Annotated in this window: 10 protein-coding genes; 7 read left to right on the top strand and 3 right to left on the bottom strand. The window is 42.9% G+C overall.

Annotation, left to right across the window (positions count from 1 at the left end; all coding sequences use genetic code 11):
* The first annotated feature begins 26 nt into the window (after window positions 1-26).
* Window positions 27-1448 carry an aspartate kinase gene (locus tag KJB35_RS06315; protein WP_017820940.1) on the top strand — a complete coding sequence of 474 codons (1422 nt, stop codon included), beginning with the start codon at window positions 27-29 and terminating at the stop codon, window positions 1446-1448.
* A gap of 188 nt (window positions 1449-1636) precedes the next feature.
* Here the strand turns inward: KJB35_RS06315 and KJB35_RS06310 are convergent, their stop codons facing one another.
* Window positions 1637-3202, bottom strand: coding sequence for an arylsulfatase (locus KJB35_RS06310; RefSeq protein WP_130546076.1), 1566 nt, complete (start codon window positions 3200-3202; stop codon window positions 1637-1639).
* Window positions 3203-3590: 388 nt separating this feature from the next.
* Here KJB35_RS06310 and KJB35_RS06305 point away from each other — a divergent pair, with 388 nt between their 5' ends.
* Complete coding sequence (locus tag KJB35_RS06305) at window positions 3591-5921, top strand: tetratricopeptide repeat protein (RefSeq protein WP_017821944.1); 2331 nt, start codon at window positions 3591-3593, stop codon at window positions 5919-5921.
* Window positions 5922-5967: 46 nt separating this feature from the next.
* Here the strand turns inward: KJB35_RS06305 and KJB35_RS06300 are convergent, their stop codons facing one another.
* Window positions 5968-6696, bottom strand: a complete 729-nt coding sequence (locus KJB35_RS06300; protein ID WP_372434443.1) for a formylglycine-generating enzyme family protein — start codon at window positions 6694-6696, stop codon at window positions 5968-5970.
* A gap of 238 nt (window positions 6697-6934) precedes the next feature.
* Between KJB35_RS06300 and KJB35_RS06295 the strand changes: the two genes are divergently transcribed.
* The 3 genes from KJB35_RS06295 to KJB35_RS06285 all read left to right on the top strand — a co-directional run bounded on the left by KJB35_RS06295 (window position 6935) and on the right by KJB35_RS06285 (window position 10572).
* Window positions 6935-8260 carry an anaerobic sulfatase maturase gene (locus tag KJB35_RS06295; RefSeq protein ID WP_017821945.1) on the top strand — a complete coding sequence of 442 codons (1326 nt, stop codon included), beginning with the start codon at window positions 6935-6937 and terminating at the stop codon, window positions 8258-8260.
* Window positions 8261-8313: 53 nt separating this feature from the next.
* The gene (locus tag KJB35_RS06290) at window positions 8314-9411 is read left to right on the top strand and encodes a hypothetical protein (RefSeq protein ID WP_017821946.1); all 1098 of its coding nucleotides are present in this window, start codon (window positions 8314-8316) and stop codon (window positions 9409-9411) included.
* Window positions 9412-9573: 162 nt separating this feature from the next.
* Window positions 9574-10572 carry an HAD family phosphatase gene (locus tag KJB35_RS06285; RefSeq protein ID WP_017821947.1) on the top strand — a complete coding sequence of 333 codons (999 nt, stop codon included), beginning with the start codon at window positions 9574-9576 and terminating at the stop codon, window positions 10570-10572.
* Between the two features lie 107 nt (window positions 10573-10679).
* Here KJB35_RS06285 and KJB35_RS06280 read toward each other — a convergent pair whose 3' ends face one another.
* A complete protein-coding gene (locus KJB35_RS06280) occupies window positions 10680-12197 on the bottom strand; it encodes an arylsulfatase (protein WP_017821948.1) in 1518 nt (505 codons plus the stop codon).
* Between the two features lie 247 nt (window positions 12198-12444).
* Between KJB35_RS06280 and KJB35_RS06275 the strand changes: the two genes are divergently transcribed.
* Both KJB35_RS06275 and KJB35_RS06270 read left to right on the top strand, forming a co-directional pair.
* Entirely contained in the window at window positions 12445-13881 is a 1437-nt protein-coding gene (locus tag KJB35_RS06275; RefSeq protein ID WP_233072704.1) for an arylsulfatase, read from the top strand.
* 152 nt (window positions 13882-14033) lie between these two features.
* Window positions 14034-14659, top strand: a 626-nt coding sequence (locus KJB35_RS06270) for a hypothetical protein (protein ID WP_285469428.1), incomplete at its 3' end; no start/stop codon positions are given.

The raw sequence follows: 14659 nt of genomic DNA, 5'->3' as shown, positions 1-14659 counted from the left end.
AAGTTACCAATCAAAAAAGGCTTATCATGACATTTACCGTAGAAAAAATCGGCGGTACATCAATGACAGCATTTGATGCTGTTCTCGACAATATTATTCTTCGTCCCAAAACACCATACAATCGTATTTTTGTCGTATCTGCATACGGTGGTATGACCGATGCGCTGCTCGAGTGTAAAAAAACCAGTAAACCAGGCGTTTATCAGCTTATCGCGAAACGCGACGACAAATGGGAAGAAGCGTTAGCGTACGTTGAAAGCCGTATGTTGCTGACCAATGAAAATATTTTTGCGGACCCAATGAATCGTATCCGTGCGGATAAATTCATTCGCTCCCGCATTGCTGAAGCGAAAAACTGTATCGCGAATATTTTAGAAACCTGTCAGTACGGTCAATTTTCGTTGCGCCAGTACTTGCCTCAAATTCGAGAGTTTCTCTCGTCTATCGGTGAGGCACATAGTGCTTACAACACAGCACTAAAACTAAAAAATATGGGTATTAACGCTAAGTTCGTTGACCTGTCTGGTTGGGATAATCAAGCGCCAAGAAGCCTTGATGAGTCGATCAGTGACGCGTTTGCTGATATCGATGTATCAAAAGAACTGCCAATCGTGACAGGTTATGCTTACTGTAAAGAGGGCCTAATGCACACTTATGACCGAGGTTATAGTGAGATGACATTTAGCCGAATTGCAGCAATAACAAAAGCGGATTTAGCAGTAATTCACAAAGAGTACCACTTGAGCTCAGCAGACCCACGCGTTGTTGGCCCTGAAAAAGTATTACCAATTGGTAGTACAAACTATGACGTAGCAGACCAACTTGCTAACCTTGGCATGGAAGCGATTCACCCAAATGCCGCTGCGGGTTTACGTGAAAGTGGTATTGAGCTACAGATTAAAAATACATTCGAACCTGAACACGAAGGTACTTTGATCTCTTCAAGCTACCGCCCAGAAGAAGACAAAGTCGAGATCATCGCAGGTAAAGAAAAAGTATTTGCACTGCATTTGTTTGACCAAGCAATGGTAGGAAAAGCCGATAACGTTAGTTACGAATTGATGGAAATCATCTCCGATGCTCGTGTAAGTTTGGTTGGTAAAGAGATGAACGCTAACTCTATTACTTACTATCTAGGTGGCAGTACTGATAGCTTAAACAAAGTATTGTATAAAGCCGAGAAACGTTATCCGAATGCCTCGATTAAAGGTCGTATGGTCGCGCTTATCTCAGCCATCGGTTCTCAAATTGATACCAACAAGACGTTGGCGAAAGGTGTGCTTGCATTGATGAATAATGGCGTTACGCCAGTTGCACTGCACTCATCATTGAGAAATGTAAATGTTCAATTTGTTGTCGGTGATAAGGAATACCAGCACGCGATTTGCGCATTGCATGATGAGTTTTTCCAAAGTAGCAGTGTAGCTAAATCGGTTAATGTGGCTTAGTTTATCCACGGTTAAAATACAAAGGAGAGCAGGTTAGCTCTCCTTTTTTTGTTTTTCAGTTTGTACTCACAATGCCCACTTTGTATAGGCTAAACAGGCGATTTAAGTAAGTTCCTATGTGGCGATACACATAAGCCAGCAGAATGGTCTGCTGGCTTATGTTACTGATTAACTAACGTTAACTTAGTTTACTTAAACTTGCTGATTTCTTGTTCAACTTTGTCTAGTTGTTGCAGCTTCTCTTGCATTTTTAGAGAGTCGTAGTTTAGTGAAGCAGGGTTCATCGCTGTGCCACGCTGCATTGGGTATTCTGGAAGTGTTTTAAAGAACTCTCCCACAACGTCTTGTACAGGTACAAATAGCCACATGTTGTCAGCCATCCAACGCAAGTACATTTGTGATTCGCTTGGGCCTTTTTCGAATGGGTCAGCGCGTAGGTGGATGATTTTAGGCCAGTTCGGAGCAAAACGAACTGCGTTACTTAGGTTCCCTTCAAGCGTTGCAAAGTGAAGTTTCCAGTCATTCCAGCGGACAGCGTTTAATTCACCATTAGACGTAAAGTAAAGCAGCGACTCACGAGGGCCTTTTTCTTCCTTACCTTCAAAGTATGGCATGAAGTTATAACCATCTAAATGCACACGCCATTCTTTGCCATTTGCTTTGTAGCCTTCTGCCAGTTTTTCTTTTACATCAGGTACGCCAGCAGCTGCCAATAATGTAGGCAACCAGTCTTGGTGTGCCATCATTTCATTGATCTTGGTTCCTGGCTTAATGACGCCTGGCCAACGAACCAGTTGAGGAACACGCATACCGCCTTCCCAAGTTGTACCTTTTTCACCATGGAATGGTGTTGCGCCACCATCTGGCCAAGTCATGGTTTCTGCGCCGTTGTCCGTTGAGTAGATAACGATAGTGTTGTCTGCAACACCTAGCTCATCCAGCTTGTCGAGTAAAACACCTACATGATCATCATGTTCCAGCATACCATCGGCATAAATGCTTACACCTGATTTACCTTGGTATTTTTCCTGCAAGCGAGTCCAAACGTGCATACGAGTGGCGTTATGCCAAATAAAGAAGGGTTTATCCGCCTTAACTGCTTTTTCCATAAATGCCAAAGAGCTCTCTAGGAACTCTTCATCTGCGTGCTCCATACGTTTTCGTGTCATCGGGCCAGTGTCTTCAATCTTACCGTCGGCATAAGACTTAATGACACCACGAGGGCCATAGTTTTTACGAAACTCTGGGTCTTTAGGGTAGTAATAAGTTTCAGGTTCTTCTTCTGCGTTTAGGTGATATAAGTTACCGAAGAATTCGTCAAAGCCGTGTTTTGTCGGTAAGTGCTTATCTTGGTCACCTAAGTGGTTTTTACCAAATTGACCCGTCATGTAACCTTGTTCTTTTAACAGATCTGCAATGGTTGGTGCCCAATCAGGTATGCCGTGGTCAGAGCCTGGCATACCAATTGTTAACAAACCCGTACGAAATGGCTCTTCACCCGTAATAAAGGCAGCGCGACCAGCAGTACAAGACTGTTGTCCATAGTGATCTGTGAACAACGCACCTTCATTCGCGATACGGTCGATGTTTGGCGTTTTGTAACTCATCATACCTTGGTTGTATGCGCTGATATTCCAGTAGCCGATATCGTCACCAAAAATTGCCAGTATATTCGGTTTGTCTGCTGCTATAGCAGCACTAGACGCCGCTAACAGTCCTGCGCCTACAGCGATTTTGCTCAATTGATTTGCCATAAAAACTCCAGATTGTTGAGAGTAAAGATAAGCACAAGTGAGCCTTATGCTTAGTTGCTGCATAAGTTAATGATGTATATAGAAAAATCCTCTTATACTCGATATAACTATAAGTTATTGCTAGGTAGTAACCATTTGTTAATTAAGAAGAAATAGGATTGTCCTGTTAGTTTGTAGAGATTCGTAAAGTAGATTTAGATCACTGAAGAGCCTTATTTTTATTGCGTAGTAGAAGAGGGGATGGAAATGAAAAACAATAGGATGCTCGCTTGTTTTACGGTCCTAAAGCAATACTAAAGTCGTTATGTATTGCTTGTAATTATTTGTATAACCAGTGATTTAGTGTCTATATTGATTTAGGTTGTGCATTATAAATATAAGGATATCTATGAGTCAGTGGGCAGGCCGGTTTCGTATTTTATTGCTGGTCAACGTTGTTGTCAGTTTTATGGCTTTTTCTCAAGAGTTATTAACAGAGAAACCAAATATTCCTTTAGGCTTAAATCCAGAATATGCTGGCACACAAGCTTGTATAGATTGCCACCAAAACGAGGTGGAGGCCTGGAAAGGGTCACATCACGATATGGCCATGAAGCATGCAAGTACAACCTCTGTGCGTGGTAATTTTGATAACCATGTTGTAACACACAAAGGAATGCCTAATCGTTTTTTTAAAAAAGGCGGCGAATATTGGGTCAACATTCAAGGCTCTGACGGGCAATGGCATGACTATAAGATCAGCTATACATTTGGCTGGGAACCATTACAGCAGTACATGGTCGAGTTTGAAGATGGCCGCGTGCAGCTTATTCCTTTTGCTTGGGACACAAGAGCTAAAGTTGAAGGGGGACAGCGTTGGTTTCATCTTTATCCAGAAACGACAACAACGGATGAATTCTATTGGACCAATACCGGGCAAAATTGGAACTTCATGTGTGCTGATTGCCATTCAACGCACCTAAAGAAGAATTACGACGCTGACAAAAACACTTACAACAGCTCATGGTCAGAGATTAATGTGGGATGCGAAGCATGCCATGGTCCTGCTAGTCAGCACATAGAACTGGCCAAGAAATACAAAAATGCTGGCACTTCTTTTGAGCATGACAGCCATTATGGCTTTGATCGAAATTTGTCTAAAGCAGTGTCGGATTGGGTGTTTGAGGAAGGCCATAGTACGTTACAGCCGAAATCAATTGAAGCAACCAATCAAGTGCAAACATGCGCTCAATGCCATAGTCGCCGAACCCAGTTAAATGAAACAGGTGATCATGTTAAAGGTTCCTTTTTTGATAAATATCGCTTAAGTCTTATAACACCTGAACTCTACTATCATGATGGACAGATTTACGACGAAGATTATGTTTATGGTTCGTTTCTTCAATCTGAAATGGCGGAGAAGGGGGTCACGTGCACTAATTGCCATGATCCACACACGGCAGAATTAACGATCCCAGAAGAGGCAGTATGTTCGCAATGCCATATTGCATCTGAATATACACCTGAAAAGCATACCTTTCATAAGGCTGGATCTGAAGCATCGCAATGTACGACTTGTCACATGCCAGAAACGACTTACATGCAAGTCGATCCTCGTAGAGACCACAGTTGGCATATTCCACGACCAGATTTGAGCAAACATATTGGAACGCCCAATGTTTGCATGTCATGCCATGAAGATAAAAGCAATCAATGGGCCGATGAACAGATAGCAGAATGGTACCCGAATTCGAAGTATCGTAATCAGCAACATTTTGCTGTCGCATTTTATGCGGATTCAATTGGTCATCAAGGAGCAGCAAATGCGTTAGCATACTCTGCTCAGGATTCGTCTTTAAAAGACATTATTCGCGCCTCAGCCCTGGAGAGGATGGGAGGCAATACAGACCAAAATACAACAGTATCTTTGGCTAGGGCCGTTAAGAATGAGAATGAAATGGTTCGATTAGGGGCAATTTCAGGCTCGTCTGGTTATGAATTTCATGATCGGTGGCGGATTCTAGAGCCATTGCTTGATGACCCGGTGCTTTCAGTGAGAACGGAAGCTGCCTCGGTGCTGGTAGCGAACTACGCACAAATGACCCCTTTACAAAAAGATATCATTAAATCGCCTTTAGAAGAGTACATGGAAATTCAAGAGTTTAATGCCGATCGTGGTTTCGGAAGAACCAATTTGGCGAATGTGTACCGCAGCTTAGGTGAAATCGACAAAGCGGCCGAGCTGTATAAACAAGCGATCAGCATCGAACCCTATTTCGAAAATAGCTACGTTAACCTAGCAGATTTGTATCGTCACCTAGGTAAAGAAGAAGCTGCGCTCACGGTGCTACAACAAGGGATGAAAGCTCAACCTAAATCCAGCACGTTACCATACAGCGCAGGTCTTTCTTTGTTGCGTCAAGGCAAAGCTGATGATGCGAAAAAGCTACTTAGACGCGCCGCAGAAATTGGTGAAACTAATGCTCATTATTGGTACGTGTACGGTCTAGCTCTAGAAAAAAGCGATGTTCTAGAAGCCAGTAAAGCGTTGCAAACAGCATTTGAAGTCGGTGGCAATCCACAGCACTTGTATGCTCAATGCGAGGTTCTAGCGAGAAATCATAAAAAAGGTGCTGTCGCTTTTGCTTTCGATAGGTGCATACAAGAGCTTAGTCACTATGCACCTAAACAAGCTATTGATCAGCTTAAAGCCTCTATTGTCGGGGTCAATAGGAGCTAATTACCAAAAGTGGAGCTTTTATCGCTCCACTTTTTTCTTACTTAGTTTAATCAGCGTCTTTCGCTAATCTCAGCCCCATGTCGGACATGATGACTGACTGGCTAGCAAAATCGCGACGATAGTTTTCGGATTCGTCAGCATCATAGGCAAAGCTACCACCTCGTACAGACTTGTGTGCAAGGCTTTCTTTTTCATCTTTTGCGTTTACCGGATTATCACTTGGTGCTGATTTGTAATAACCTTCATCAAACGCATCAATAACAAACTCACCAACATTACCCGTCATATCGTATAAGCCAAGCTCATTCGGTTTTTTCTGACCTACCTTGTGTGCCTTATTGTTTGAGTTACTGGCATACCAGGCAACGTCGTTAATATCATCAGCTCCCGCGTAAGTGAATCCTTGACTTAGATTCCCCCCTTTCGCTGCAAACTCCCATTCTGCTTCTGTGGGTAAACGATAGTGCTCTCCCGTTTTTTCATTCAATTTCTTTATAAAATAATTGGCTTGTTGCCAGCTAATGTTATTTACGGGCGTATTTGGGTTTCTAAAATAACTCAGAGAAGAGCCTGTAACCGATTCGAATAACTCTTGGGTTACCTCAAATTTTGCCAAATAGAAATCTTCCACGCGAACGGTGCGAGCCGGGCGCTCGGATTTATTTGCTGACGGATTATCCGAGCCCATCGTAAATTGTCCACCTTCAATAAGAACCATATCTTGATCGATTTTTTGGGCAAGAGGGCTAGGTTGTGTTGTTGCACATCCAGTCATAATTAGCGAAATCGAAATAGCGGCACCAAGGTAAAGAGTATTACTTTTGGAATGCTTCATAGGGGAGCTCCATCAACATTTATGATCAAAGAATTTTATCAGGCAAGTCTATGAAAAACAGTTATACACACTATAACAAGCGCCACGAATAATTGAACATTATCATCACACTAGGCGATTAACTTAATGATTAGTCTTAGCGCCGTTGGGCACAGGCTAGCAACTAAGAAGGTGATGAATGCACATAACTCAAGGTCCGCAGTTCAATGGAAAAGCATCCAAGCGATTACATGTCATGGCGAAACCTATCGGTGCAGTGTGCAATATCGATTGCACCTATTGTTACTACCTAAGCAAACAAGATTTACTTGAGTACAAGCCAGGCTGCTCACCAGTCATGGATGAGGAAACGCTCGAGACCTATATCCGTCAATATATAGCGGGACAAAATACACCTGAAATTATTTTCTCTTGGCAGGGTGGTGAGCCGACAATGCTAGGTTTGGATTATTTCAAGACAATTGTTGAGCTACAGAATAAATACCGTCCCGATGGCATTACGATCTCCAATGACCTCCAGACTAATGGCACACTGCTTAACGATGAATGGTGTGAGTTTTTAAAGGCGAACAACTTTCTCGTCGGTTTAAGCATTGATGGCCCAGAAATGATGCACAACGCTTACCGAACAAACCGAGCTGGTAGAGGCACATTCCGGCAAGTTATGAATGCGGTTGAATTATTACATAAGCACGAAGTAAAGTTTGCTACGCTCACTTGTGTTAACAACTTGACCGGCCGTAACCCACTTGAAGTGTACCGATTCTTGCGAGATGAAGTACGCTCCCCTCAAATGCAGTTTATTCCAATAGTTGAGCAGAAAACATTCAGAACAACCGCCCCTCAAACTTGGGAGCCAAACGAGCAACTAAAGCAAGGAGATAAACGGTTGATCCCAGGTCATAAAGATGCCGTTGTTGAGCCTTTTTGCGTTGCGGATGAAGCATGGGGAAATTTTCTGATCGCGATTTTCAATGAATGGGTTTTACACGATATCGGCAACGTGTTTGTGCAGTACTTTGAAGCCAGTATCGAAACCTGGATGGGCAGAAAAAACCCACTGTGTACGTTAGGTGAAATCTGCGGGAAGGGCTTAGCAATGGAGCCTAATGGTGATGTGTTTGCGTGTGATCATTACGTGTACCCAGAATATAAGGTTGGAAACATTCATCACGAAAAGCTCGATACGCTCGCTTATAGCTCTGAGCAGCAGAAATTTGGGTTTGCTAAAAGTCGTACGCTGCCCCAACAGTGCCTTCAATGTGATTATCAATTTGCATGTTTTGGAGAATGTCCCAAAAACCGTTTTATCCGTACTAGGCAAGGTGAGCCTGGTCTTAATTATCTCTGCGCGGGTTGGAAGAAGTTTTTTACCCATGTTGATCAGTCGATGGCGTACATCTTACGAGCGACAGGTAACCCAGTGGTTCACGGTAAATACAGTGACCAGATTCTACACCAGCAAGCTACTCAAACACAGACTGTGTTTGAAACGAAGTTTTAAGATAGTCACTACGCCTGCTACAGGCCCGGAAATGAAAGAATATAGGTTATTGAATGCAAAAAATTAAGCTGCTCTCTAAATCATTACTCGTGATCTCGATCGGCATTGCTGCGAGTCAAACAGCAGTGGCACAAGAAACAACATTGCTAGACCCAGATCAAGTATCGCCGACAACGGTTGTCACTCCACAAGAAGCTCAAATGACACCGGCGCAACGAGTCGAAAAGCTGTCTTATGATGCGCAAAATAAAAAGTTGTCTTCAGAAAAACGTATTGATGCTTTACGTGAGTTAGCCAACTATCCAAGCCAAAATGCATTGGTTGCAGTTGCGCGTGGGTTGCAGGATGAAGATGCAGGTATTCGCGAAGCTGCGATCGTGGGAGCACAGCCATATATGATTGAGCACCGTTGGCGTTTGATTTCACCGTTATTGAGTGATGACGCCGCCATGGTGCGAATTACAGCAGCGATTAACCTCGTTCGAGATTACGCCAATTTGAGTTCGGAGCAACAGCAGTCACTTGAGGGGCCTGTTTCAGAGCTGACAGCACACTTGTCCAGTAAGAACGATAATGTTTCCAAGTTATTACTTGCAGACGTTTACCGTTGGCATCGTGATTGGGATAAAGCGGCGCTGATATACCCAGAGTTAACTAAGCTTGAGCCAAACAACCCTCAAGTTTGGTTAAGCTATGCAGACAACTTCCGAGCGCAACAGCTAGACCAAAAAGCTATCAACGTGCTTGACGAGGGTATCAAGCTAAATTCAGAAGATGCCTCGCTGCATTATTCTAAATCTCTCGCTTTGGTTAGATTAGACAAAAAGAAAGAAGCGGCGTTTGAAATAGACAAAGCTGCGACGATGGCAACGACGAACAGTTACTTTTGGTATTTAAATGGTGTTCTGCAAGAAGAGTTAGACTTGAAGAAGTCTGTCAACGCTTTTGAGCAAGCGTATTTGATATCCGGTGCTCCAGAACAATTGTATGCCGTGTGTGACATCTATGTCAGATACGGCAACCCTAAAACGGATGACTGTTTAACAGAGCTAACGAAGGTCGCTCCCGACTATGTTATTGAAGAGCTCAATCAGAAAAAGGGACGTAAAAGTGCCTCTACATCAGTTGAAGCCAATGAATTTAAACTCTAATCGGTAAATTCCATGTTCCTATTTCAATAAAATAGTGAACCAATTTAGTGACGGCGTCACTCTTTGGTGGCCGTTGGATATGTCAGTTCAATATGCGCCTGTTTCAATTGAACTATACTTTTGATTGGATTCGCACCTAGCACCTCAATATAAGGAATTAAGATGGCTATAAAGTTAAAGGCGATTGTCTTAGCAACAGGTTTAGCTCTGTCTAGTTACGCTGTTGCTGCTGATATGCAAGATCCACTTCCGTCATGGAACAACACTGACGCTAAGCAAGCTATTATGGCGTTTGTTACGAAAACAACGACCCAAGGTTCGGATTCCTATGTGCCTGAAAGCCAACGAATCGCGACGTTTGATAATGATGGAACACTTTGGGCAGAAAAGCCTGTTTATCTACAGTTGTTTTTTGCGATCGATAGAGTAAAAGAAATGGCCTCTGAGCATCCTGATTGGAAGACAACCGAACCCTTTGCTTCCGCATTAAAAGGTGACATGGAGGGGATTGGTAAACAAGGACTCGAAGGTGTAATGAAGCTTGTTATGGCAACCCATTCTGGAATGTCTACTGAACAGTTTCATCAAGAAGTTAAGGAATGGTTGAAAACGGCTGTCCATCCAACAACGGGTAGACCATACACTGAAATGGTCTATCAACCTATGCTCGAACTGCTCGACTATTTAAGAGCGAACGACTATCAGACCTACATCGTTTCTGGAGGCGGTATTGAATTTATGCGCGTTTGGGCGCCGGAAGTATACGGCATTCCAACGCAAAACATCGTGGGGACGACGTTAAAGGCGGAATATCAAAGTGTTGATGGAAAACCTACCATCCTACGCATGCCGGAAATAGACTTCGTCAATGACAAAGCAGTAAAGCCTGTGACGATTCAAAACTTCATTGGCAAACGTCCGGTCATGGCGTTTGGTAATTCTGATGGTGATTTACAGATGTTAGAGTGGACGAAAGCAGGTTCAGGTCCAAGATTTTCTGCGATTATCCATCACACGGATGACAAGCGCGAATGGGCGTATGATAAAGATTCTCATGTTGGTAAGTTAGATGAATCGTTTAAAGTAGGTGAAGAGCAAGGTTGGCTATTTGTCGATATGAAACAAGATTGGAATCAAGTGTTTAAAGAGAGCACTAAATGATAATCTTTGTTTGACCATAACTTGCTGCAACCAAACAATTGCAACGAAATAAAAGGCCTCACAATTGAGGCCTTAGTTAGTTCCACAGTAGCTTCGATACCTAGGGTCTAGTTTCTAGGTTGCTGTGTCATTGTTTCTACCACTTTTTCAATACTTAACGAGCTACCTTTCGTGGCAGGGAACTCCTTGAATGTCTCTAGGAACTTACGCACGATAGCTTGAGCAGGAACGAACATCCACATTTGATCAGCGTAAAAATGTCTGACGTAAAGTGCTGCATCTGGACCGACCTCAAATGGATCCATACGAAGGTTTACAATCAAAGGCCAACTAGGTGTTTTGCGGTATGCCTCATTAATGGCACCTTCCATAATACTGAAGTGGATCTTCCAGTCTTTATAACGAACGGCGTTTAAATTACCACCAGCATCGAAGTAAAAGATTTCTTTGCGTGCGCCTTCGTCAGCTTTACCAGTCAGCAGATCAAGTTGGTTGTAGCCATCTAAATGTGCTTTAAAGGTTTTGCCCGCTGCTTTATGACCCTTCAATAGTTTTTCTTTCACATCTGGTTCGCCCACAGCTGCGAGTATAGTTGGCATCCAGTCTTCTTGTGAAAAGATATCGTTGATAACCGTTCCTGGTTTAATGTTTCCAGGCCAGCGTACCATCATCGGAACGCGGAATCCGCCTTCCCAAGTCGTACCTTTTTCGCCCTTGAACGGTGTAGTACCACCATCTGGCCAGGTAAATTTCTCAGCGCCATTATCAGTACTAAAAACAACAATGGTGTTATCTGCTACGCCTAGCTCTTCAAGTTTATCAAGCATGACACCTACTTGATCATCTAGGTCCATCATGCCATCGGCGTATAAGCCGTAACCTGACTTCCCTTGATATTCTTCACTCAAATGTGTCCAGACGTGCATACGGGTTGAGTTATGCCAAATAAAGAATGGTTTGTCTTCTTTTACTGCTTTTTCCATAAATGCCAAGCTAGCATCCATGAACTCTCGGTCTACGTTTTCCATACGCTTACGAGTAAGGGGACCAGTGTCCTCGATTTTGCCATCCGCAGTCGCCTTCAACACGCCTCGAGGTCCGAATTTTTTACGAAACTCTGGATCTTTTGGATAAAACTCAGACTCAGGCTCTTCTTCCGCGTTTAAATGGTATAGGTTACCAAAGAACTCATCAAACCCATGGTTAGTTGGTAGGTGCTCATCTTGATCACCAAGGTGGTTTTTACCAAACTGACCAGACACATAGCCGTGATTTTTAAGTAACTCTGCGATAGTAGGATCTTTCGATTGAATACCCTCTTTTGCGCCGGGCATACCAATAGTCAATAGACCGGTACGAAACGGATGTTGACCCAGAATAAATGAGGCTCGTCCGGCAGTACAACTCTGTTGTGCGTAAGCGTCTGTGAAAATGGCACCTTCATTGGCGATTTTATCAATGTTAGGAGTCTTCCCTCCCATCATACCATTGTGATACGCACTAATGTTGTATACACCTACATCGTCACCCCAGAACACAAGGATGTTGGGCTTATCGGCAGCAAAGGCTGTGGACGCAGCTAATGTACCGACCAATGCCATTACCTTTTTAATCGAGTTTCGCATGAAAATCCTCCGCGATAAATGAGTCCATTATCGTTATATAACGTTACTAATTGTGTTCATCATGGCGAAGTCGAGTGAGATGACACCAAATGAGACAATGTAGTCAGTTGAATATAGTAGAGGTTTTTTGTTGCTTCCAAGTAATCCCTGTTTTTCAAAAATGTTAACTAACATGGACTAGACTTTAGTGTGTTTTAAGTGTGATAAGACGCACTTACAGGATTGAATTTCAATGAAAGGCGACACTATGAAAAATAAAATAGCAACTATCCTGTTTCTATGTATCCCGTTAGAAGTGGTTGCGGAAGAGACACCAAATGTCGTGGTAATGTTGGTTGATAACCTTGGGTGGGGGGAACTAAGTTCCTATGGGAGTACCAGAGGTGTTGAAACTAAAAACTTAGATCAACTTGCTAGAGAAGGTGTACGCCTTACTAATTTTAATGTGGAACCGCAATGCACGCCAACTCGCTCCTCATTCATGACAGGGAGGCGAGCGCTTAGATCTGGGACAGATAAGGTTGTTTGGGGAGTGCCTTACGGTATGGTGAACTGGGAAATAACCATTGCAGAGAAGTTTAAGGAACAAGGATATAACACGAGCCTTTACGGGAAATGGCATTTGGGAGACCAAAAAGGGCGCTTTCCAACGGATCAAGGCTTTGATGAATGGTATGGCATTGCAAATACGACGGATGAGTCAGAATATAGCTCTCAACCCGGTTATAAAGCTATATTACCTAAACCTCAAATCCTTTCAGCTAGAGCAGGGCAGGACCCTAAAGGGGTCAAAGAATATAATTTGGACTCACGTAGAACGATTGACAGTGAGCTAGTTGAACATGCCACAAATTTTATAAATCGAAATGTGAAAGAGAATAAGCCATTTTTCTCTGTAATTACTTTTACTCAACCACATTTACCGACGCTACCTCATCCTGATTTTATTGGTAAAACAGGCAAAGGAAATTACTCAGATGTGTTAGCTGAGATAGATTTTCGAGCTGGGCAAGTTATTGGTGCAATAGAAAAAGCAGGAATTAAAGACAATACACTAGTGATTTGGTTTTCTGACAACGGTCCAGAGTGGCATATGCCATACCAAGGCTCTAGCGGGCCATGGCGTGGTGCGTACTTTACGGCTCTTGAAGGCTCTCTCCGAACACCATTTATTGCCTCTTGGCCTAACCACATCAAACCGGGCAGAGTGAGTGATGAAATTATCCATGTTGTGGATCTATTTGCCTCACTTTCTCATGTCGGTGGATACAAATTACCAAGCGATAGAACAATAGATAGTATTGATCAGTGGGCCTTTTTAAAGGGAGATAGTGAAAAGTCTAATCGAGATGGTTTTATCATTAACAATGGCTCTGAAACCTATGCTTATAAGTGGGAAAATTACAAGATGCACTTTATTGATCAAGATATCATGCCGGAGAAAGGGCGCCCATTACAGATCCCTGAAATATACAATTTGATTGATGACCCTAAAGAGGAGTTTGATTTAAGAAATAATGCCACATGGTTATTTCCTATCATGATAGGAAAGAGAGTAAAGTTTGAATCTTCCGTTGCAACAAGCTGCGATACGATTCCTTTCCCTGCTCCATTTGGATATAAGCCCGATTGTAGCAAGGGGAATTTCAATCAATTTCCAGTGGATGGGTTACGCCAGAAGTAGTTTACCCCAATGGCTCTTTCTCGCATGCATGAGGTATGTTTTTGGTTCAATATCTCATTAGAGCCATTTAGGGCCATGTTTTTTCTAGTTTCATTTGAACAGTCACATTCGTCGACCATACTTAAAGTTCGTTGTTTCATATGGGGCGAATTATGCAGCCAATACTCTACATTCAAGTCGGTAATGTTCTTTGGGCGGTTTTAAGTGACGGTTCTTGGATCCAAATGTTGCCTAACGAACAATTAGTTCCAGAAGTAGAGGTGGTTGTTCTTAATACTGACATTCTCGATATCGCATTTGATGAAGATACAACAAGTGAGGATGAATCGAGTTCAAATGAACTTTTAATTGCATCTCAAAACGGTATTGAATCCACTTTTAATCAGAGCGTTAGAGATTGTAGTGAGTCTTCTGATGGGTTAAGTTTTGTTGCCTATATTCGCGCTGTTTTACCTGAGCAACTCGTTTCTAATGGCTATGTTACTAGGCCAGCAGTGCAAGAAAGAGAGAGCCGTATTTCTGAGAGTCAAGCTCCTGAGCGGTTGAACCCCGATGCTACATTAACGGTGAATATTCTTGATGGCGGTGATGGATACGAAAACCAGTTTGAAGTTCCTAGTGTCACGATTCAAGGTGACGCACTCAAGATAAGCGATGAGTGGCTTGTTACTATCACCATTACCGACAGCCTCAATAATTCCATTACTGTTACAACGACCGTAGAGAATGAGGCGTATACCCTATCAGGCGTTGATCTGTCTTCTCTTGCCGAAGGGCC

Source organism: Vibrio sp. D431a (genome assembly GCF_030248655.1).
Taxonomy (GTDB): Bacteria; Pseudomonadota; Gammaproteobacteria; order Enterobacterales; family Vibrionaceae; genus Vibrio; species Vibrio alginolyticus.
Note: the sequence above shows the minus strand (reverse complement) of the source record. Positions and strands in the feature narration are given on the sequence as shown.

Excerpts from the sequence above, each read along its gene's own strand:
- KJB35_RS06315 (WP_017820940.1), top strand. The coding sequence starts at position 27 with ATGACATTTACCGTAGAAAAAATCGGCGGTACATCAATGACAGCATTT.
- KJB35_RS06310 (WP_130546076.1), bottom strand. The coding sequence starts at position 3,202 with ATGGCAAATCAATTGAGCAAAATCGCTGTAGGCGCAGGACTGTTAGCG.
- KJB35_RS06305 (WP_017821944.1), top strand. The coding sequence starts at position 3,591 with ATGAGTCAGTGGGCAGGCCGGTTTCGTATTTTATTGCTGGTCAACGTT.
- KJB35_RS06300 (WP_372434443.1), bottom strand. The coding sequence starts at position 6,696 with ATGACTGGATGTGCAACAACACAACCTAGCCCTCTTGCCCAAAAAATC.
- KJB35_RS06295 (WP_017821945.1), top strand. The coding sequence starts at position 6,935 with ATGCACATAACTCAAGGTCCGCAGTTCAATGGAAAAGCATCCAAGCGA.
- KJB35_RS06290 (WP_017821946.1), top strand. The coding sequence starts at position 8,314 with ATGCAAAAAATTAAGCTGCTCTCTAAATCATTACTCGTGATCTCGATC.
- KJB35_RS06285 (WP_017821947.1), top strand. The coding sequence starts at position 9,574 with ATGGCTATAAAGTTAAAGGCGATTGTCTTAGCAACAGGTTTAGCTCTG.
- KJB35_RS06280 (WP_017821948.1), bottom strand. The coding sequence starts at position 12,197 with ATGCGAAACTCGATTAAAAAGGTAATGGCATTGGTCGGTACATTAGCT.
- KJB35_RS06275 (WP_233072704.1), top strand. The coding sequence starts at position 12,445 with ATGAAAAATAAAATAGCAACTATCCTGTTTCTATGTATCCCGTTAGAA.